Source organism: Kribbella pratensis, assembly GCF_004365355.1.
Taxonomy (GTDB): Bacteria; Actinomycetota; Actinomycetes; order Propionibacteriales; family Kribbellaceae; genus Kribbella.
In genome coordinates, this window is record NZ_SODP01000001.1 from 2,459,105 (window position 1) to 2,480,783 (window position 21,679).

A 21,679-nucleotide genomic window follows, 5' to 3' on the forward strand; every position below is an offset into this window, starting at 1 on the left:
CCTCCTGCTCAGACATAGGTCTGACTCACGACGGTCTGCGCCGGCAACGGGTTCTGGTACACCCGTACCTCGGTCATCATTCCGCTCGGGCCGGGAGCACCGAGGCTGGACAACCTGCGCCAGTCCCGGTTCTTGAAGTAGTAGACGTTGTAGTTGCCGCGGCCATCGGTCCCGGACGGCCGGAGCGCCGAGTACGCCGGTGCGTCGAACAGGACGTCACGCGCCTCGCCAGGTCCGATGTAGAGCGTGTTCGTCCAGTACGCCGTCGTACGCAACAGCGACGCATCCTGGCCGATGACATGCATCGGGATCCCGGGCAGCTGCATCGCGTGCTGCTGGTAGCCCAGGTTCGCCAGACGCAACAGGACGCGGTCGCCGGGGTTGACCTGGACCAGCGCCGAGTTCGGCAGGCTGTAGTCGGGGGCGCCGTCGTAGTTCGGGTTGGGCGTCGCGATCCGCAACGCGGCCGGCAGCGACGGGTCGTCGTTCGGCAGCGTCGTCTGCGGGTAGCAACGGCCGTTCAGTACGAACCACTCCGGGTCGTAGTCGGTCGGGATCGACTCCTGGATGTCCCGGTCGCCGTCGTGGAACTCCGCCCAGAACTCGTTCAACAGGATCGCGAAGTGCCGGTGGTAGCCGGTCGACCCGTCGCCGTCGTTGTACGCGAACCGGGAGAACCCGCCGAGCGTCGTACCGTCCTGCAGCGGACGGACGAAGACGATGCCGGTCATCCCCATCTGCACGTGCTCGACGTCCTCGAAGTGACAGTGGTACATGTACGTGCCCTCGCGGTGCGGGCGGTAGAAGTAGGTCAGCTGCTTACCGATCGGCACCGCGACCGACACCTCGGGTACGCCGTCGTTGAGCGGCGACGGGATGTCGAAGCCGTGCCAGTGCACGGTGTGCGAGTCGACCAGGTCGGGTCGCTGGACCAGGCCGAGGTTCGTCAAGGTGATCTTGATGTCGTCGTTCTGCTTCACGTCCAGCGTCGGCGCGCTGGTCCTTGCATGCCCCTTGTACTGCGTGACGAGCTGATCGACCGTCGCCGTCGGGCTGACCGGGATGAACCCGAAGATGTAGAGCGGGTCGTCCTCCCGGCCCGGCACGGTGACGTAGCCGTCCGTGGCAGCGAGGGCCAGCGTCGTGGTGGCCGCGACGGCAGCGCCGGTCCCGCGGACCAGGCCGGCGCCGACGCCGCCGACGGCGAGGGCGCCCAGCGCGCCCAGGCCGGTGGCCTTCAGGAAGTCCCGGCGTCCGACGCCGGCCGGCTGCGAGTTCATCGCGAGCTCCCGAGGGTGGTGGGTAGTGGTGATGCGAGGATCACCGGGACGCCTGGCAGCTCGTCCGCGCCGAGGTCCCACGGAGTGAGGAGCCGGAGCGTACGCAGCTGCGGACGGTACTGGCCGTCGTAGTCACCCAGGCCGCCCAGCGCCGGTGTCAGCGTCGGCGCCTGGACCGCGGTCGCGGCGCACGGGCTCAGCGCTGTCAGCGGAGTCGGAGAGGCGGTGTTCGAGCAGCGGACACCGCGGTCCACGACCGGGCTGGTGGTCTGCAGGTGGTAGTTCCCGGTCAGACCCACCGGCGGATCCGCGCCGGTGATCGTGACCGCTGCCGTCTGCGGATCGGCCCGCGAACCCGACACCGTCAGCTCGAGCGTGAACGGGGTGACGAACGCGGGGTCGGAGCCCACGATGTTGCCCTGGGCACCTGGTACCGCGTGCTGGACCCCGTTCGGGCCGAGGATCTGGCCGTTGCTGAGATCGGAGTACCGGGGGACGAACGTGTCGGCGTTGTTCGTCGTACCGTGCACCTCGAAGTCGATGACGCCCTGGTTCACGAGCGCCGCGCCCGGGCCGAAGCTGTCCAGGGTGAAGGCGGTGTTGTTCCAGAAGATGTCGTTGAACTGGGCCACCGGCCGGGAGAAGTCCGGCCTGGTCGAGGCAGTCGGGTACTGCGCGACGTACCGCGGATCGCTCTGCCAGAGCGGATCGTTGCCCTCGGCAGCGAGCCCGGCCGAGTGCGGTACGCCGATCGCCGAGTTCTCCGACGATGCCGTGGACACGTTGTTGGCGATGGTGTTGTTGATGATGCGCACGTTCGACGAGTCGTCGAGCATCATCGCGCCGCCGATGTCCGCCGAGCCGTTGTCGACGATCTGGTTGTCGCGGACGCTGACCGCGGCGTTCAGCGCGTCGAGCACGAACAGACCGCCGCCGTCGTCACCGGAGTAGTTGCTCTGGATCAGGTTCCGGTCCAGCGACACCGCGCCGGTGCCGTCGCCGAGCGATCCACCGGCGACCGGCAGTTCGGACTCGAGCGCGACGCCCGCGCCGGAGTCGACGGAGTCGTTGTAGTAGATCTGGTTGTCGTGGATGTTCCCGTTCGGGCTCAACCCGATGTGGGAGACGCCCGCGCCGTAGTTGACGCTGAAGTTCGAGCAGACGATGTTGCCGGTCACCTCGTAGTTGTTCGAGCCGTAGAAGATTCCGAGCCCACCGGCCTGGGTGAGGCCGCCGTTGCCGAGCAGGCGGTTGTTCGCGACCTTCACCTGGTAGTTGTGGCTGGCGTGGTCGTACGGCTGCCCGATCCCGATGCCACCGGCAACGACGCCGGCGTTGTTCTCCAGGACGTTGTTGGTCAGCTGCTCGTTGTTGATCGACGCCTGCAACTGGATGCCGCCGGCACCTTCACCCGAGCCGCCGGTCATCAGCGCGACCCCGTCCACGCGGGACCGGTTGAACTCGGCCTGGTTCACCGCGGTCGTCGTCCCGGTCAGGTCGTACGCCGTCGCGGTCTGGGCTACCACGGTGACGTCGGCGCCCCGGAGTATCGGGTGTGCAGAGTCGACGTACGGACCGTGCGCCGCGATCGTGGCGTCGTACGCCGTCGCGTTCTGCTGGAAGTAGCGGCCGTCGACCACGGAACCGAGGACGTGGAACCGCGGGTCCTCCGGGTCACGGGCCTGCGCCTCGTGGGCGCCGATGATGCCGCCGGGGCCGACGCCTTGGATCTTCAGCGGCTTCCAGACCAGCACGTTCTCGTTGTACGTGCCGGGCTTCAGCACCAGCAGGCTGCGAGCAGGGGCGGCGTCGATAGCCGTCTGCAATTCGTGGCCGGCGAGTGTCGGGGCGGCGACGTTCACGACGTTCGGGTTGTAGTTGATGCCTCCGGACGAGCCGGTGACGTGGACGGTGATGCCGTTGACGGTCGGCACTCCCCCATTGGCGTCGGAGGTGATCAGCGTCAGCTCCTTGGGGCCGGGCCGGAAGGTCGCGCTGAACGCGGGCATCCGGATCTGCACCCGATCGGGCACGCCAGTGGTCCCCGACGTCCCTGGGGTCCAGCTGACGATGCCGCCGTTGGCACGGGTCAGCGTCACGGAGGTGCCGGTCCGGTCATCGGTCAGCGTGGCGCGGACGCCGGATGCGCCGGTCGCACCACCTTGGGCGCCGATGAAGTCTGCCTGGATGGTCATCACCTGTCCGGCCGTCCGGACCGGGGTGTCCACCTGCAGCAACTCGGGTCGCGCCGGTACGGCGGGATCCTCGCAGCCGGTGCCCGAGATCGGGTCCAGCGGCAGGTCGAGCTGGGTGCTCAAGCCGGGCCAGGCCTCGGCCGGAGTCGTTGCCGTCAGCAAATTCGGGTTGTAGCCGGCGTTCGGGGCGGCCTTCGAGCCGGGGTCGTCGACCTTGACCAGGTACATCCCGGGACACGGACCTTGCGGGATCGGGCAGTTCAGCGTCTCCGTCGACGGGACCAGAGCCTCGAACGAGCCGTCCGGGCTGGTCGTCACGGTGGTCAGCAACCGCCAGTTGTTCGCGTCGTACGGCAGGTTCACGTTGCCGCCGGGGCCCGCGGTGTCGACGCGGGCGTAGATCCCGACCGGGATGTTGCCGATCGGCCGCGGTTCGCCGTACCAGGGCGAGTTCGGGTCGCGCTCGAAGTAGATGTCGTTGAACACCTGGCCGACCAGCCGGCCGGGCTCGGCGACGTCACCGGTCCGCGTGTCGGCCGCGTCCACGCCGTTGGGGTCGGTGCGGAAGTTCGTCATCAGGTTGAAGTCGGCGTTGGCGTTCTGGCTGTTCTGCAGCACGACCAGCTTCTTGTCGCACAGTGGCGCGTGCGCTCCGGTGACCGGGAAGTAGTTGCTGCGCGTGGTCAGCGTGGACTTGTCGATCACGTGGTCGTCGCCGACGCACGGTGGCGGTGGGATGGCCGGGACGAAGTTGTTGCCGAGATCAACGTTCACGTCCTCCTCGCGGACCGGCCGGTACAGGCAGCCGCTGCCGTCGCCGGGGATCGTGGTGCCCTTCAGGTGGGTGACGCGCTGGGCGGCGTCGGCCGGGTTGCACTCCCGCGTATCGGTGGAGTCCTTCGGCATCACGACGTGGGTGATGTAGGTGCCGGCGGTCAGCGCGACCGGCTGGGTGTTGCCGGCGCAGGTGCCGTTGTCGGCGGTCAGGTCATAGCCGTTCGGGCAGTAGTCCGCGAACGCGTACCCACCGTCGAAGGCGCCGTCCTTGGTCTGCGCGCCGGTGATCGGAACCTCGAGGCAGTTCGGCCCGATGGTCGGATTGAGCTGCGAGCTGATGTCCGCGCCGGTTGCGTCGCGCACCGCGCAGCCGTCCGCGTACGTCGCCGGGTCGGTCGGCGGCGTACCGCTGGGCTGGACCCAGTGATCGGTGACGTACTTGTTCACGATCACGTCGTCGGCCGTGTTCGGGAGGCCGTCGGCCCCGAGCGTCTCGAGGTAGACCGTGACGTCGGGGATCGCGGGCTCGTAGTCCTCGTGCGCCTGCATCTTGGCGTCGAACTCGTTGCGCGTGGTGGAGAAGTAAGTGATTCCGACGATCTGTCCCGGCGTACCGGCCGGGTAGTCGGTCTTGCCCCAGTCGACCGTGGCTCGGTGCCCCTCGGTCAGCAACTGGTTGGTGAGCAGCGCGCCGCCGCGATCGGTCGGGATCGGCGTGACGACGCTCGGGTCGTACTCGTCGTGCAGGGAGGCGCCACTGACGCCGAAGCGCGCGAAGCCCTGCTCGTTGATGATCCAGCGGCCGAGCGGGCCGCCTTCCGCGGTCGGGTACTGGTAGTAGCCGCTCGGGTCCGTGGTCGTGGCTTCCTTGATCGAGCCGTCCCGCCAGCGCTGGTCCATGTCGGTGTTGCCGATCCCGGGCTCGCCGGGATCCCTGATCTGGTTGCCGTTCAGGTCCTTGTAGACATGACCGTCCAGCCAGCCGAACCAGCGGGACACACCGACGCCGTGCTCGTCCGGGTGGACCGGGTCGGGGTCTTCGACCGCGACGGTCTGGTTGGCCGTCACGTCGACCGGGAGGATCCGCATGATGTAACTCAGCTGTTCGTCCCAGATCGACAGGTTGTAGCTGCCCGGTGGCACGTTCTGGATGTCGAAGTTGCCGTTGCCGTCCCCCTGGCCGATGTACACGGTCTGGTCGGTGCTGCTGTCGCTCAGCGCCACGAACGGGTTCTCCACCGGCTCGCCCAGGGTCAGCTGGTCGAACGGGGGCCAGCCCTGCCAGTTCCGCGCCGTACCGGTGATCTCGCCGGTGCCGGTGGTCGCGAACGGCCGCGGCGCGCAGACGAACCCGAACCAGTACGCGGTTCGAGCCGTCGGCGGCTCCCACAACTGCTCGCCGGGCGCACCGGTGCCGTCGGCACCTTCCTCGGTCGGCGCCTGCAGCTGCAGACCGCCGTCGATCGTGGTGGTCTGGTACCAGCGGCTGTTCGGGTCACTGTTGCACGGCCGGTCCGGCGGATGGACGTCGATGTAGTACGTCGCCGGCCCGAGGTTGTCGATCTGGTTGAAGCCGTCCCCGTTGGTCAGGCACAGGCCGCCGCACAACGGGTTGTTGTTGTAGTCGACGGTGACCGCGCTGTGGGTCTGCTCCTCGAGGCCGACCTGGAAACCGCTCAGCCCGGCTTCTTCGGTATCGGGCGCGCCGTTGGTCCAGGAGGTGTCGTCGAACACGAACACCCGGATCTTGCCCAGCGGCAGCGGGTGTTCGGCGCTCTGCACGGTCAGATCGACGCGCGCGGTCAGCGATCCGTCCGCGGCGGCGTCGGCGGGCAGGTTGATGTACTTGCCCCACATCTTGTGGTCGAGCGACCGGACCGAGATCAGGTACCGGCCGGCCGGCAGCGTGACCGTCTTCCGGGTCTGGTCGCCCTCCCGGATGATCGGGCTGTTGCTCTCGGTGTTGAGCGCCTTCGGGTCACTCGGCAGCTTGGTGTTGTCCACGTTGACGATGTAGTTGAAGTTCGCCAACGGGTTGCCGGTCGGGAAGTCGCGCGCGTCGATCGTGACCGAACAGCCGCCCGACGGGCAGGCCGCGGCGGCCTCTGCCTTCGGCGCGGACCTGGTCATCGCCACGCCTGCGAGGCCGGCAGCGATCAGGCCCAGCACGGCGACCCGGGCCACCACCGCCCGGGTACGTTGCACCCTGCGGAACGACCGCGTCGGAGCTGCAGACATCGGAACCACCCTCCCGGCGGCACAACCTCGGCAAAGGTCGCCGCCTGGCGCCTGAATATCTGTGGGTGATCATTCGCCGTTCCGGCCGGACCCGTGGGCTCCATGACGGCTCTGTCATCCGCAGGTCATTTCGCGGTCATCCGGTCCCGCCGGCCGGGATGACGGTCCGGTCATGAAATGACCGTCGCGTCATGAACCGGGCCGATCGCCCGCTGCCGTCCTTATCGTCGGGATCGTCGGGCTGTCGGCGTCGGGTGTCCCTTGATGGCGCGCACAGCGCCGACGGGGAGGGGAAGCCCGTGCGGCATCGCTGTGTGCTGCTGCTGGTCAGCGTGCTCCTGCTCTGCGCGCTGCCGTCGGTCGCGTTCGCCCATACCGAGTTGGTCCGCTCGGACCCGGCCGACGGCGCCGTGCTCGCCGAGTCCCCCGGACTGGCCCGGCTCTGGTTCAGCGGCGATGTCGATCCAACCCGCAGTACGGCGCGACTGGTCGACGAACGCGGTACGACGATGCCTGGAACGCAAGCCGTCCGCGACTCCGGTGATCGGCGAGCGCTCGCGGTCGAACTGCCCAGGCTGACCGACGGATCGTACGGCCTGCTCTGGGAAGCCGTTGCAGCTCGGGACGGTCATACGACAAGTGGGACGGTCACGTTCTCGATCGGTCATTCCGGAGCTTTGGTGACAGTTGCGTCCGGTGGTCCGGGTGGTCTGGTCCAGCGATGGCTGTGGTTGCTTGCTCTAGCCGGCGTGGTGGGGCCGCTCGCACTGGTTGTGTTCGTGCTCCGCGCTCCGTCGGATCCGGTCTCGTTGGCCGCACGGCAACGACTTCTGGTCACGTCACTCGCCTCTGCGGTTGTTGCCCTCGTCATCCATCACTCGGGATTGCAGCTGATCACGTTGGCGGGCCTGTGTGCGTTGGTCGTGCTTGTGCTCGCGGGACGCGTCGCATCAGTAGCGGTTCTGGTACCACTGGGCGTACTCGGATGGCTGGAGGCAACCAGCAGCCATGCGGCCGCGCTCCCGTCCGGTCGGAGCTTCGCACTCGTTGCGGGCGCAGTACACGCGCTGGCCGGGCTGCTCTGGCTAGGTGCGGTCCCGGCCCTCCTCGTCGTGTTCTGGCGGGCTCCGCGTGCGGAACTGGCGCGGCAACTCCGCGGCCCGTTCTCGGTCCTGGCCGCGGGCAGTGTCCTGCTCCTGGTCGCGTCGGGGCTCTACAGCGCCGGCCGCGAGGTGGCCACTCCCCGGTCGCTCGTGACCGCGTCGTACGGACGTTTGCTCCTCGCGAAGACAGCGCTGCTGGTGGGCATGGGCGTTCTGGGGCTGTTGAATGCCTGGCGTCTGCGCCGACGTTCGGTCCCGCGACGCACTATTGCCGCCGAGAGCACCGTCGGTGCGGTCTTGTTGATTGCCGTCGCCGCTTTGATCGGTCAAGCGCCACCTTCCACGGTGTCCTCCGGATCCTCCGGCGTCGAGCCGGAGGTGACCCGGAGCGGCTTCGTCAGCGACTTGGTCGTCACGGTGTCGGCGACTCCCAATCAGCCTGGGGTGAACTGGCTGACGGTCCTGGCCGACAGCACCCGCCGACCGGCGCCGGCGCCGCTCGACAGTGTCGACCTCCGGATCGGTGGCGAGACCGTCGGCCTGCAGCACTTGACCGGCACGCGGTACTTCGCCACGTACCAGGCCGGATCCGCCGGCGCCGTGCGGATGGTCGCAGTACTGCATCGGGGCGGGCAGGAGTACGCCGTACCCATCGACTGGCAGGTGTCGTCGCCGGCGGTGCGGTCGGCGGCAGGGCAGCGGTTGGCGCCGTACGTCGACGTCGCGGCGTTGTTGGTGCTCGAACTCGGGGTCGTGGTTTGTGCCTGGTGGCTCGTTCGGGGACATGGAGGTAGACGATGAGATCTCTGGTTGCTGCGGTTGCCGCTTCGATCGGACTGTCCGGGACGACTCTCACCACACCGGCTCCTGATCCGTTCGTCGATGTCATCGTCGTGATGAAATCGCAGGCGACCCCAACGATCAACGCACCGGACCGGCGCGAGCGGCTTCGCCAACTGGAGAAGGCGTTGCGGGATCATGCCGACGTGACCCAGCGCGGCGCCCGCGCTCTGCTGGCGACCCGAAAGGCCACGTCGGTCGTGCCGTTGTGGATCGTCAACGCGATCGGCGCGCACGTCCGTGCCAGTGTGGCCGCCGAACTGGCGCGACGTCCTGATGTCCGTGAGGTCCGGCCGAGTACGACGATCCAGGCGCCGGCCGCGGAGGTTGCCGGCGGCATCGAGCCGAACGTGGCCCAGGTGAACGCTCCGGCGCTGTGGGACCTCGGCTACCGCGGCCAGGGCATGGTCGTGGCATCGATGGACACCGGCGTCGACATCAGCCATCCCGAACTTGCCGCCCGCTGGCGCGGTGGGACCAACAGCTGGTACGACCCGAACGGCCAGCATCGCAGTACTCCGGTCGACCTGGCCGGGCACGGAACCCAGACGATGGGAGTGATGGTCGGCGGCGACGCCGGCGGTACGTCGATCGGCGTCGCGCCGGACGCGCGCTGGATCGCGGTGAAGATCTTCAACGACCGCGGGCAGGCCTCGTCGACGGCGATCCACCTCGGCTACCAGTGGCTGCTCGACCCGGACGGCAACCCCGCGACGGCGGATGCGCCGAACGTCGTGAACAACTCGTGGACGATGAGCGCGGGCAGTTGCAGCCTGGAGTTCCAGCCGGATCTGCGCACCCTCCGCGCGGCCGGAATCCTTCCCGTCTTTGCCGCTGGCAACTACGGCCCGACTACGGGTACGTCAGCCAGTCCGGCGAACAATCCCGAGGCGTTGGCCGTCGGCTCGGTCGACGACAACTCGCTGATCGATCCATACAGCAGCCGCGGACCGTCCGGATGTACGCAGGGAATCTATCCGCAACTGGTTGCCCCAGGCACAGATATCCGCACGACCGATCTGTACGGCGGGTACCTCGACGTCTCCGGCACTTCGTTGGCCGCACCACACGTTGCCGGGGCGCTGGCTCTTCTCCTCCAAGCATCACCCGGGCTGACGCCTGATCGGCAACGGGACGCGCTGCAGGCGGGCGCGGTCGATCTGGGTACGCCGGGGCCGGACAACGACTACGGGTCGGGCCGACTTGACGTGCTGGCGTCGTACAACTGGCTCCGGAGTACACCTGACTTCGGGATCACCGTGACGCCGGCAGCTGCGAGTGTGCTACCTGGTGGCACTGCGAGCTATACGGCGACAGTGTCCGGGAGCGGTGGGTTCACCGGGGATGTCGCGCTCTCGGTCAGCGGTCTCGCGGGGAGCTTCAATCCGTCGGTGGTGTCCGGTGGGTCTGGCACCTCCGTGCTTACGGTCACTGGGCCGACAACCCCTGGTACGACTGCGCTTTCCATCACCGGGTCGAGCGCGGGTCTTAGCCACAGTGTCGCGGCGTCACTGACCGTCGTACCGCCCCCGGACTACGGCCTCGCGGCGTCTCCCGGCAGCCGGGTCGTCAGCGCCGGCGGCTCCACCGCCTTTGCCTTGACTGTCAGCCCTACGAACGGGTTCGCCGGTGATGTGTCGTTGGCCGTGAGTGGCCTTCCGGCAGCCGTCGGAAGCGCGACCGTGAGCCCGGCCGTCGTACACGGTGGTGGAAGCGCGCAACTGAGCATCACTACGTCGGCATCGGCGCCGGCCGGCACCTACGCCCTGACCGTGACCAGTACGAGTGGTTCGCTCAGCCACCAGGTCAGCGTGAGCCTGGTCGTGAATCGGCCGGACTTCGCGGTGGCTATCAGCCCAGCCTCAAGCACAGTCACTCGTGGTCAGACCGCGACGTACACGGCAAACATCACGCCGACGGGTGGCTTCACGGGCGCGGTCACGCTGAGCACATCCGGCCTCCCATCGAACGTGACAACAAGCTGGACCGGCAACCCGGTAACCACTTCTGGCGCTGCCACGGTGAAGATCCGGACAACGTCCACCACCACACGAGGCACCTTCACCATCAAGCTAACCGCCACCACCGGCTCCCTAACCCACCAGACGACGGCAGCCTTGGTCATCCGCTGACCCGGGCGCCCTCGGACACCGCGAGGGCCCGCGGAGGCGGCTACCGCACCGGGACTGCGGTGGCGAGGCCACGGTGTCAGGTTCTTTTGGCCGCGGTCCGGCTGAAGACGCCGGCTTGGGCGGCGGATAGGGCGATTTGGGCTGACTGGGCGGCGGTGGTTTTGGTGGGGGGCTCGCCGAGGACGGACAGTTGGAAGTAGATGGGTGCGATCAGGGTTCTGATGACTGCGGCGGGGTCCGTGTCTGCGGGGAGCTCGCCGCGGTTGATGGCGCGGTCGACGACTACACCAGCTCGGCGGGGGCCGTACTCGAACAGTTCACGTCGGGTCTCCGCGATGCCGGGGATGCGGGCCGCGTCGCTGTAGATCGCGGTGAAGATCATTCGGCCCGGCGGGCTCGCCACCCACGCGACGAACGCCTCCGCGAGGTGCTGGAGGTCGGCGGCCAGACTGCCGGTATCGGCAATCGGCAGCTCCATCGCGATGTGTTCGCCGAGCACGTCGCCGACCAGTGCCTCGCGGTCCGGCCAGCGTCGATAGATCGTCGTCTTGTGGACGCCGGCACGGCGCGCGACGTTGTCGATCGTGAGCGCGGCGTACCCGCCCTCGGCCAGCTCGGCCAGGGTCGCGTCGAGTACTGCGGCCCGCACCTTCGGGCCACGGCCGACCGGACGCGCACCTTCGGCTGACGGCATCGCGCCTCCCTGGCCCCGGAGCTCGTTGCCGCGCCCCCCGGTCAGCCGGTCGCCGCGCTCACGCTGCGCGCGGTCGACGGGCTGTTGTCCGATCGTGTGCGGACCATCGTATCGCAACTCGGAGTTGCGATCCGCGTCTTGACCTGGCAGGCTGGTCATCGCAACTTCAAGTTGCGATACGGGCGGGACCACCACGCTGGAGGAATCGACATGACGCAGCTGAAGGACAGGCTCTACAAGGTCTTCACGAGACTGCATCTGGCGGTGTTCCTCGGATCGAAGGGCCGGCTGTTCGGGCGGGCGATGGGGATGCCAATCGTCGGGCTGCAGACCATCGGGCGGCGATCGGGACAGCGACGTACGACGACCTTGGCGGCGCCGATCGTGGAAGACGACCGGGTCGTCCTGGTCGCATCCTTCGGCGGGGACGAACGGCATCCCGCGTGGTACCACAACCTGCGCGCCAACCCCGCCGTTCAGGTCACACTGCGCGGCCGCACGCGACCTCTGATGGCGCGCACCGCGACCGGAACTGAGCGTTCGGCGCTGTGGGAGAGAATCGTGGCGGTGTACGACGGGTACGGGCGCTACCAGGACCGCACCGACCGCCAGATCCCGGTAGTCGTCCTCGAGCCCGAACCACCCGCCGCTTGATGCCAGATCCGCGTCGGAGTCGCGGTTCGAGGTGCGACAGTGGCTTTGTCCGTAGAGCATTCGGGAGGCTCCGACATGTCACAGCAAGGGGGACTTGGAGTGGCCGAGGACGACGTCGTGGTCGAGCGCGACCTCGTATACGCGAGCGTCGATGGTGCCGAGCTGGGTCTCGACATCTATCGTTCGGCCCGACCGGATGCGCCAGTCGTTGTCTACGCACACGGCGGCGGATGGATCCACGGCGACAAAGCCGAGGACGGCGCCAAGCGCCTCGCGCCGATCGCGGCGTACGGCGTGACCGTTGTGTCGGTCAACTACCGGCTGGCACCGCACGCTGTGTTTCCCCAGCAGCTGCACGATCTCAAGGGAGCTGTGCGATGGCTGCGCGCCAACGCGTCCCAGCTTCGGCTTCCCACTCAGCGAGTCGGCATTTGGGGCAGTTCGGCGGGAGCCTATCTGGGCTCCCTGCTGGCCTTGACCGAAGGCGACAGCGCGCTGGAAGGTGCGGTCGGCGGCAACCTCGACCAGTCCAGTGCTGTGCAGGCGGTGGTCCACTGGTTCGGCGCGGCGGATCTCGCGTCGTCGGCCGCTCGGAGCGAGCTCGAGGCAAGACTCATTCCGTTCCGGTTCGAGGCGGACCTGCTGGGCACTTCCGATCCGGCCGAGCTCATCGAGCGGGCCCGCGGATTCAGTCTGCTGTCGCGGGTATCGCCGCAGGCACCACCGTTCCTCATCGCGCACGGCGACCGCGACCGGATAGTTCTCTCCTCAGAGAGTCTCTCCCTCCACCAAGCACTCACTCATGCCGGTGCACGAAGCCGGTTCGAGCTCCTGGCCAACGCAGGACACGAGGACACGAAGTTCGACAGCGCGCCCACGCTGGCCACTACAGCGGCCTGGCTGCGGACAATTCTGCTCTGAACCGGCACAGCTCCGAACCCAATCTCACTGCAGGCTAGGCGTGAGGAGGTCGGTGAGGCCGATCCGGTGGTAGAACTCTTCGCGGACCTGGTCGCCCAGTTGGTTGACCCGCTCTGCGCCGTCGTCGGCCGGGTCGATGTGGACGCGGAACGGCCTCTCGCCTTTCGGCAGGTCCACAACGCGTGCGATCTGGCGTGCAACCTCGGTCGGGTCTGCGTTACTGGGAGCCAGTTCGGCCAGACGTGCGGCGACCTGATCCATCAGGCCGGCGTAACGGGCGTCGTACGCCGTGGCTACCTCGGAGTCAGCGGCATGCCCGGCGTGGGCGAAGTGGTTCGTACTGGTCGTGAAAGAACCCGGCACGATGATCGTGGTGTCGATGCCGAACCGGGCCAGTTCGGCGGCGTAGCTCACCGCAAGGGCATCCTCTGCAGCCTTCGCCGCGAAGTACGGCGCCAGGTACGGCGGAGTGCCGCCGCGGCTGCTGGACGAACCGACCCAGACCAGCAACCCGTCGCCCCGCTCGCGCAGGTGCGGAAGGACCGCGCGGTTGACGCGTTGGGTGGACAACACGTTGATGTCGTAGACCTCCACGAGCTGTTCCGGCGTGAAGGCCTCGGCCGGGCCGAGCACCATGTGTCCGGCGTTGTGCACGATCACGTCCAGATGGCCGCTTTCCTCGACCATCTGCTTCACCGCGGCGTCGACCGACTCCTGATCGGTGACGTCCATCTCTACGGCGGATATGTCGACCGAATGACTCTTGGCGTACTCCGCGAGCGCGCCGACGGCGGCAGCGTTGCGGCCGGTGGTGTTCCGCATTCCGGCGTACACACGGTGACCCGCGTCGCCGAGGACACGCACTGCCATCGCACCGAACCCGCTCGAGGCTCCGGTGACGACGATGTTCCTGGACATACCTGATCTCCTGGTGGTGGTTGGGAAGGCGGGAGCCTCACACGACGCCGCCGTTGACGTAGACGACCTGCCCGTTGAGCCAGCGGGCCGGTCCGGCGAGGAAGGAGACGGCCTCGGCGATGTCGCCCGGTACGCCGAGCCGCTGCAGCGGAGCCAGGTTCGTCAGGGTGTCGATGGTGGCCTGGTCCTTGCCGTCGAGGAACAGTGCCGTCGCCGTCGGACCCGGTGCTACGGCATTCACCGTGACATCGCGGCCACGCAGTTCCTTCGCCAGGATCAGCGTCATCGCATCCACAGCGCCCTTGGAGGCCGCGTACCCGGTGTAGCCCTCGAAAGCGAGCTTGACGACCGAAGACGAGAAGTTGATGATCGCCCCGCCCCGCCGGATGCGGCGGGCGGCCTGCTGGTTGACGAGGAACGTGCCGCGAATGTTGATGCGATGCATCCGGTCCAGGTCCTCGAGGTTGAACTCGGTCAGCCGCGACAGCAGCATGATGCCGGCGGTGTGCACCACCACGTCGACACCGCCGTACAACTGCTCCGCGGTGTCGAACAGCTCAGCGACCTGCAGCTCGTCGGCGACGTCGGCCCCGTAGCTGCTTGCGGTCCCGCCGGCGTCCGAGATCGACTTGACGATCTCGTCGGCCGTGACCTGATTGCCCGCGTAGTGCACCAGCACGCTCATCCCGTCGGCGGCCAACCGGTGTGAGACCTCGCGGCCGATGCCGCCCGACCCGCCGGTGACGAGCGCGACCCGGGGAGGATTGCTGGGATTGGCCATGTCGATTCCCTCCGATCAGGAAGCCGCGGTACTCCGCGGCGGTTCGCATGGCTTCACCATCACCCCACATCGGTGCCCGTGGCCCCCGTGGACACCCGGGGTTCCACCCGGGGTCCGGCAGCGCAGCCCAGGACCTCGTTACCGGAGGTCTCCGGACCAGCGGCTGAGCTCGTGGCGGGACCTGATGCCGAGCTTCGCGAAGACGTTTCCCAGGTGGTACTCGACAGTGCGCGGACTCAAGAAGAGCCGGGTGCTGATCTCGGGATTGGACAGCCCGTCGCGGGCCAACCGAGTCACCTGAATCTCCCGCTCCGTGAGCTGGCTGCTGGTGGACACCGTCCGCTTACGCGCCTTCTCCCCTGTGGACACCAGCTCATGGCGCGCCCGCTCGGCGAACGCCTCCGCGCCCATCGAGCTGAACATCTCGTGGGCCATGCGCAGCTGATCTCGCGCGTCCACGCGGCGACCCCGCCGGCGTAGCCACTCCCCGTACAGCAACGTGGCCCGCGCCAGCTCTCCACGCACCCGCGTACGTCGCAGCCGCGCGATCGCCTCCTGATACAGCTTCTCGGCGTCTTCGCCCTCCGTCAGCAGAGCGCGGCACCGCGCCTCCAAGCCCAGCGCCCACTCGGTGCGACTGGCCCCCGTCATCGTGGCGATCCAGTCGAAGGCCTCGGCGGCGGTCTCATGCCTGCCGCTGCGCACGGCCGCCTCGATCAGCTCTGTCACGGCCCAGTTCGCCACTCCGGGATACCGCAGACCGGGGTACTCCTGATGACGGAGTGCCTCCTCGGCGGCGGTCGCCGCCTCGGGGTAGTTGCCGAGTCCGTTGCACAGGACCGCGTTCGTCCAGTGCGCAACGGCTATCCCGATGCCTTCACCCCGGCGAGTCACCTCTCTGATCGTGGTCTCGATCAGGGCCGACGCCTCGTCCTGCCGTCCGGACAACGCGGCCAGGGCCATGGCGCTGTACGGCGCCAGGCTGCTGCCCGTCGCCTCGGTCACCGCATGTCCCTCGTCGACCAAAGACGTCGCCGCGGCCAGGTCGCCGGCGAAGAGCAGCATGTACGCGCGCGTGCTGAGCGCCAGCGGAAGCTCACTCAACGCGCCGCCCGCACGCGCGAGCTCGACGTACCGAGCGGAGAGCAGGTGCCACGCCTCGTCGTCCCACAGGTGCAAAGCGGCCTCGGTCCCCAACCACAGCCACCGCAGTTCCTCGTCAGGGGACATATCGCTGCCGAAAACCGCCAGAGCCTGCCGCAGCACCGGCGCTGCGGCCGCATATCCCTCGTTGAAGTTTGCTGCCAGGCCGTCCAGCAGTAGGTCCGGCGCCCGCAAGCGGTGCAGCGGTTGCGGCGCCGTACCGGCAGCGCGAGCCACATCCAGGGTGCCGCCTCCTGGACTCGCCAGCGCGCCCACGAACATTGCCGCAGTCAGCCCGTCCAAGTACGTCGCCCGGCACAGCTCGATGTCGATCGGCTCGAGGCGTTTGGCAGCCTTCAACAGCAGTGGGGGCGCGTCCTTGCCCCGACTCGTGACGAACGCGAGCTGGGCCCGCATGAGGTCGACACGCGCCTGCTCGAGCTCAGTCAACGGGCCGGATTCGGCCATGGCCAGCAGATCAACAGCCGCCGGGAACGCACCCGCCTGGAGCTTGGCCTGTGCCGCGTCCAGCGCCCGGCCAGAACGGCGCGCAGGGTCGACCGTCAGCCGGGCGGCGCGCTCGAGAAACGCGGCCGCCGCCGCAAGCCCACCCCGCGCGCCTGCGCGGCCGGCCGACCGCTCCAATTCGGCGGCCACATCCTCGTCCGGGCCGCTCGCTGCGTGGGCCAGGTGCCACACCCGGCGATCGGCGTCGTCGGCCGGGTCCGTGACGTCGGCCAGCGCACGATGTGTCTCCCGGCGTTCCTCCGGGGTCGCCTCCCGGTAGATGGCCGAGCGCACCAGCGGATGGCGGAACGTGATCCGCTCCCCCGCTCGCAGCAGACCTGCAAACTCGGGCCGGTCCAGCGTGTCGGCGGCGATACCGAGCCGCTGTGCCGCCCGGAGTACGAGCGAAGGTTGCCCCATCGGCTCGATGGCGGCGACGAGGAGCAATCGGCGCAGATCGGGCGACAGCGGCGTGAGTCGGCGCCGGAAGCTGTCTTCGATCCGGCCCGTCAGGCTCTTGGCGTCCAGCAAGCCGAAACCACCAGCCAGCTGGGCGTAGCTCACCTCCTGGGGCAGCTCGATCAGTGCAAGCGGGTTCCCGCGCGTCTCGGCGACGATGCGGTCGCGGACCTGCTCGTCCAACGCTCCGGGAATTACCGCCGCGAGCAACTCTCGCGCATCGTCCGGACGCAGCCCGTCCAGCACCAACTGCGGCAGCCCGGCGAACACCTGCTCATCCACCGGGTCACGCGACGCGAACACCAGCCCGACCGACTCGGCCACCAAGCGACGACCCACGAACGTCAGAGACTCCGCCGAGATCCTGTCCAGCCACTGCGCGTCGTCGACCACACAGATCAACGGACGCTCCGCCGCCGCAGCCGCCAGCAGACTCAAGACGGCCAAACCCACCAGAAAGCGGTCCGGCGCGGGGCCGGCCCGGAGGCCGAACGCCGTGCCGAGCGCGTCCTGTTGCGGCACCGGAATCCGATCGAGGCGATCCAGCAGCGGCGCACACAGCTGATGCAGTCCGGCGAACGCCAGCTCAGACTCGGCCTGTACTCCGGCCACCCGCACGACCCGGCACCCAGACGCCTCTGCCACCAGGTACTCCAGCAACGCCGACTTGCCGATGCCGACGTCTCCCCGGATCAGCACCGACCGGCTGGTGCCGTTCCGCACGGTGTCCAGCAGTTCGTCGAGGTGACGGCACTCGGTGCGCCGACCGACCAGCATCTTGGCAACGTAGCGTCCTTCGATTCGGAGGCCAAGAGCCCCGGCCCGGCAGCCCCGGTGTGTCGGCCCCGTGCCTCCCGGATGCGATGCCCGCTGTCGGCTTGCAGGCTGATCCGGAGGCGGAAGACTCCGCCGTACCGTTCGAGAGGAGGACGGGGAACCGGGCTCCTCACGGTTCCGGGCCCCTGACTATCGATGAGCGTTCCACGTGTAGTGATCGTGGGTGCCGGGTTCGCGGGTTACCACGCCGCCAGAGGTCTGCAGAAGCACGCTCCCGACGCCGAGATCGTGCTGATCAATCCGACCGACTACTTCCTCTATGTTCCGTTGCTGCCCGAGGTGGCGGCAGGGATCCTCGAACCGCGCCGGATCTGCGTGTCGCTGCCCGACCGGCTGCCGAAGGTGAAACTGCTGCTGGGGACCGCCACGCACATCGACATCGACGGTCACCGGGTCGAATGGGCCGACCCCGAGGGGCGGCTCAACGTCACGGACTTCGATCGTCTCGTACTCGCCGCCGGCAGCGTGAACAAGCTGCTCCCGATCCCGGGGGTGGCCGAGTACGCCCACGGGTTCCGCAGCATCTCCGAGGCGTTGTTCCTGCGCGACCACATCACCCGGCAGCTGGAGCTCGCCGCCGTCACCAGTGACCGCGACGAGCGTGACGCGAGGTGCACGTTCGTCGTGGTCGGCGCCGGCTACACCGGGACCGAGGTCGTCGCGCAGGGTCAGTTGCTGACCAAACGTCTGGTTCGTCAGCTTCCTGCCCTGCGCAACCAGCCGATGCGCTGGCTGGTTGCCGACCTCGCCGACCGGCTCCTTCCGGGACTCAGCCCGCGCATGTCGAAGACCGCCGAGCGGGTCCTGCGCAAGCGTGGGGTCGAAGTACGCCTCGGGCAGTCCGTCGACAACGCGGGGCCGGAGTGCTTGCGGCTGACCACTGGTGAGGAGATCACCACCCGATCGCTGATCTGGTGCGTCGGCGTACGCCCGGACCCACTCGTCGACGCGTTGTCACTGCCCACCGATCATGGCCGGCTCCAGGTCCACGAGACACTCGTGGTGCGCGGCCGCTCGCACGTGTTCGCCGTCGGCGACTGCGCGGCGGTGCCCGATGTCACGCGTCCGGGTTCGATCACGGGGATGACAGCGCAGCATGCCCAGCGGCAGGGCAAGCTGGCAGCCCGGAACGTGGTGGCCTCGCTTCGAGGGGAGGATCTGCAGCCCTACAAGCATCATGACCTGGGCTTCCTGGTCGATCTGGGTGGCTTCCAGGCAGCCGCGAACCCGCTGCACGTCCCGCTCTCCGGCCCGGCCGCCAAGACAGTCACCCGCGGCTACCACCTCTACTCCCTGCCGGGGAACCGCACTCGTACCTCAACAGATTGGGCCATCAACACGATCATGCCGCCGCGCGCAGTACAGCTCGGCCTGGTCGACGCAAGCCGGGTCCGGCTCGAGTGCACGAGCCCGTCCATCGAGAGCCAGTCGCTATCGGACGCCGCTGGGTAGACGGTCGAGCTCGTGCCGGGAGGTGATGCCGAGTTTGGCGAAGACGTTGCTCAGGTGGTACTCGACGGTGCGGGGGCTCAGGAACAGGCGCGCGCCGATCTCGGGATTGGACAGCCCGTCCCGGGCCAGGCGGGCGACCTGTGCTTCCCGAGCGGTCAGCTGGCCGGCCGTAGGGACAACGCGCCGGCGCAACTTCTCGCCGATGGCGGTGAGCTCATGACGGGTTCGCTCGGCGAAAGCTCCGGCTCCCATCTCGGTGAACATCTCGTACGCCGCCCGCAGCTGTTCACGGGCCTCCTGGCGGCGGCCCTGGCGGCGCAGCCACTCGCCGTACAACAGGCCGGCCCGGGCCAGCTCGGCCCGCACCCGCGTGTGGCCGAGCCGATCGATCGCCTCGCGGTAGAGCGGTTCCGCGCTGTCGTCATCACTGATCAACGCACGGGACCGAGCCTCCAGTCCGAGTGCCCACTCCGTGCCACTCGCACTTGTCATCTGCGAGAGGCGTGCGAACGCGTCAGCAGCTACTTCGTCGTGGCCGGTGCGGACGGCTGCCTCGATCAACTCGGTCAGTCCCCAGTTGGAGGCCGCCAGTTCCTGTGGAGACTCGCCGGCCAGCCGGGCTTCGGCCATCGCGCCGTCGAACTGCTGCAAGCCGTTGAGGAGTACGGCGCGGGCTGCCTGAGCCACCGTCAGGCCGATTCCTTCACCACGGGCAGCCGCCTCAGCCGACCGGGTCCCGATCAGCTCGCATGCGTCCTCTTCGCGGCCCTGCCAGGCCGCGAGCCAGAGGGCGCCGTACGGCACCGAGGCCGCTCCGATCGTCTCGGTCACGACACTCGCTTCGTCGGTCAGCGCCACCGCTGTCGCGGAGTGACCCGCGAACAGCTCGAGAACGATGCGCGAGTTGAGCGCGAGGACAAGCTCACCAAGGGCTCCGGCCTCCCGGGCCAACCGGACATGGCGGCCGCCGAGAACGTCCCAACTCTCGTCGTCCCACAGGTCCGCCGCGATCGCATCGGCGAGCCAGGACCATCGCAGGCCTTCCTCCAGCGTGAGGTCAGTACTGCGGAAGGCACGCAGCGCTCGCTTCGACAGCGGAACCGCCGCGGCGTACCCGTCGGTGAAGCGGGTGGCGAGCGCATCGAAGAGCAGGTCAGCATGGTCCGGCTCGTGTGGACGCGGGCTCCGCCGCGCGGCCTGGGCCACCTCGGACACGCCGACGCCGGTGCGAACGGCAAGTCGCCCGGCGAACATCGCGGCGGAGAGCGCGTCCAGGTAGGTGTCCCGAGCCAGCTTGGCATCCAGCGATTCCAGCCGGTGTGCGGCGTTCAGGAGGAGTCTGGGAGCCTCGTGACCACGGCTCGACGCGAAGACGGCTTCTGCTCGCAGCAGGTCAATGTGTGCGCGCTGGAGATCGTCGGGGTCACCCTCTTCGGCAATCGAGAGCATCCTGTACGTCGAGTCCGGTGCGCCGACCTGGAGTTCGAAGCGCGCGGCGGCGAGGGCACGCCGTACCTGCTGCGTGCGGTCCGGGGTCAGTTGTGTCGCTCGTTCGAGAAAGGCAGCGGCCGCGGCCACACCCCCGCGCGCCTGTGCCCGTTGGGCGGAGCATTCGAGTTCGGCGGCCAGGCCTTCATCGGGTTCCTGCGTAGCCTGCGCAAGATGCCAGATCCGGCGGTCCACGTCGCGCACCGGATCGGTGGCTTCGGCCAGCGCACGGTATGCCTCCCTGCGCTGTTCAGGTGCCGCCGCTCGGAAGACAGCCGACCGCGCGAGTGGATGGCTGAAGATCACCCGCGTGCCCCACTGGAGCAGCCCACCGAATCCGGTCAGGTCGTGCTGATCCACCTTGATACCGAGGCCGGATGCCGCGCGATAGAGCAGCGCCGGGTCGCCGGTGGGGTCGACGGCCGCCAGCAGCAACAACCGGCGGGTATCGGACGGCAGTACGTCGAGCCGGCGCTGGAAACTCGACTCGATCCGGTCCGACAGGTCCTGCGATTCAGGCAGGCGAAAGCCCCCTGCCAGCTCGGCGTAGCTCAGGCCTCGAGGCAACTCCAGCAGTGCGAGTGGATTCCCGCGTGTCTCGGCGACGATGCGGTCCCGCACCGCCTCATCCAGTGGTCCGGGAATCGCCGCCGCCAGGAGGTCCTTCGCATCGTCCGGCGGCAGGCCGCCCACGACCAGTTGCGGCAGCCCCGCGAACGACTGGACGTCGGCAGAGTCGCGCAGCGCGAACACCAGCGCGATCGACTCCGCCAGCAATCTGCGACCCACGAACGCAAGCGTCTCGCTCGACGTGCGATCGAGCCATTGCGCGTCGTCGACGACGCAGACGAGCGGGCGCTCGGCCGCCGCAGCGGCCAGCAGGCTCAAGAGCGCCAGGCCGACCAGGAAGCGATCCGGCGCCGGCCCGGCCCCCAGGCCGAAGGCAGTGCGGAGCGCGTCACGCTGCGGCACCGGGATCCGGTCCAGCCGATCCAGCAGCGGCGAACACAGTTGATGCAACCCGGCATAGGCCAGCTCCATCTCCGCCTGCACCCCGGCCACCCGCACGACCGAGCAGCCGGAAGCCTCGGCCTCCAGATACGCGAGCAACGCGGACTTGCCGATCCCCGCCTCGCCGGAAATCACCAAGGCCCGGCTGTCACCGTGACGAACGGCACCGACCAGCCGTTGCAGCTGCCGGCACTCGGACTCACGCCCCCGCAAGATGGGCACGGCCACAGTCTTACCGGCAAGCACGCA

12 protein-coding genes are annotated in these 21,679 nt (G+C 68.5%); 5 read left to right on the forward strand and 7 right to left on the reverse strand.

Going from position 1 to position 21,679, the window contains the following annotated elements; translation table 11 throughout:
• Nucleotides 1-8: 8 nt before the first annotated feature.
• Together EV653_RS11655 and EV653_RS11660 are read right to left on the reverse strand one after the other, a co-directional pair.
• Nucleotides 9-1,280: a multicopper oxidase domain-containing protein gene (locus EV653_RS11655; protein WP_134101423.1), complete on the reverse strand. Its 1,272-nt coding sequence runs from the start codon at nt 1,278-1,280 to the stop codon at nt 9-11.
• A complete protein-coding gene (locus EV653_RS11660; RefSeq protein ID WP_134101426.1) occupies nt 1,277-6,490 on the reverse strand; it encodes a hypothetical protein in 5,214 nt (1,737 codons plus the stop codon). Before EV653_RS11660 ends, EV653_RS11655 begins: the two co-directional genes overlap by 4 nt.
• Nucleotides 6,491-6,789: 299 nt before the next feature.
• Here EV653_RS11660 and EV653_RS11665 point away from each other — a divergent pair, with 299 nt between their 5' ends.
• Together EV653_RS11665 and EV653_RS11670 are read left to right on the forward strand one after the other, a co-directional pair.
• Nucleotides 6,790-8,394 (forward strand): copper resistance CopC/CopD family protein, encoded by a 1,605-nt coding sequence (locus tag EV653_RS11665; RefSeq protein WP_166679360.1) that lies wholly within the window; start codon nt 6,790-6,792, stop codon nt 8,392-8,394.
• Entirely contained in the window at nt 8,391-10,565 is a 2,175-nt protein-coding gene (locus EV653_RS11670) for a S8 family serine peptidase (protein WP_134101432.1), read from the forward strand. The genes EV653_RS11665 and EV653_RS11670 overlap by 4 nt, the downstream gene beginning before the upstream one ends.
• Nucleotides 10,566-10,641: 76 nt before the next feature.
• Here the strand turns inward: EV653_RS11670 and EV653_RS11675 are convergent, their stop codons facing one another.
• On the reverse strand, nt 10,642-11,259 hold the full coding sequence (locus tag EV653_RS11675) for a TetR/AcrR family transcriptional regulator (RefSeq protein ID WP_202871551.1): 618 nt from the start codon (nt 11,257-11,259) through the stop codon (nt 10,642-10,644).
• Nucleotides 11,260-11,469: 210 nt separating this feature from the next.
• On the opposite strand from EV653_RS11675, the gene EV653_RS11680 reads away from it, so the two are divergent.
• Together EV653_RS11680 and EV653_RS11685 are read left to right on the forward strand one after the other, a co-directional pair.
• On the forward strand, nt 11,470-11,913 hold the full coding sequence (locus EV653_RS11680; protein ID WP_134101435.1) for a nitroreductase family deazaflavin-dependent oxidoreductase: 444 nt from the start codon (nt 11,470-11,472) through the stop codon (nt 11,911-11,913).
• 75 nt (nt 11,914-11,988) lie between these two features.
• Nucleotides 11,989-12,834 carry an alpha/beta hydrolase gene (locus EV653_RS11685; protein ID WP_134101438.1) on the forward strand — a complete coding sequence of 282 codons (846 nt, stop codon included), beginning with the start codon at nt 11,989-11,991 and terminating at the stop codon, nt 12,832-12,834.
• 24 nt (nt 12,835-12,858) lie between these two features.
• Here the strand turns inward: EV653_RS11685 and EV653_RS11690 are convergent, their stop codons facing one another.
• The 3 genes from EV653_RS11690 to EV653_RS11700 all read right to left on the reverse strand — a co-directional run bounded on the left by EV653_RS11690 (nt 12,859) and on the right by EV653_RS11700 (nt 17,419).
• Complete coding sequence (locus EV653_RS11690) at nt 12,859-13,752, reverse strand: SDR family oxidoreductase (protein ID WP_134101441.1); 894 nt, start codon at nt 13,750-13,752, stop codon at nt 12,859-12,861.
• A 37-nt stretch (nt 13,753-13,789) separates the two neighbouring features.
• Nucleotides 13,790-14,533: an SDR family oxidoreductase gene (locus EV653_RS11695; RefSeq protein ID WP_134101445.1), complete on the reverse strand. Its 744-nt coding sequence runs from the start codon at nt 14,531-14,533 to the stop codon at nt 13,790-13,792.
• Nucleotides 14,534-14,671: 138 nt separating this feature from the next.
• Entirely contained in the window at nt 14,672-17,419 is a 2,748-nt protein-coding gene (locus EV653_RS11700) for an ATP-binding protein (protein WP_134101448.1), read from the reverse strand.
• A 195-nt stretch (nt 17,420-17,614) separates the two neighbouring features.
• Here EV653_RS11700 and EV653_RS11705 point away from each other — a divergent pair, with 195 nt between their 5' ends.
• Nucleotides 17,615-18,931: an NAD(P)/FAD-dependent oxidoreductase gene (locus EV653_RS11705; protein WP_134101450.1), complete on the forward strand. Its 1,317-nt coding sequence runs from the start codon at nt 17,615-17,617 to the stop codon at nt 18,929-18,931.
• Here EV653_RS11705 and EV653_RS11710 read toward each other — a convergent pair.
• On the reverse strand, nt 18,911-21,652 hold the full coding sequence (locus tag EV653_RS11710) for an ATP-binding protein (RefSeq protein ID WP_202871552.1): 2,742 nt from the start codon (nt 21,650-21,652) through the stop codon (nt 18,911-18,913). The two genes, EV653_RS11705 and EV653_RS11710, sit on opposite strands and share 21 nt — an antisense overlap.
• Nucleotides 21,653-21,679: the final 27 nt, after the last annotated feature.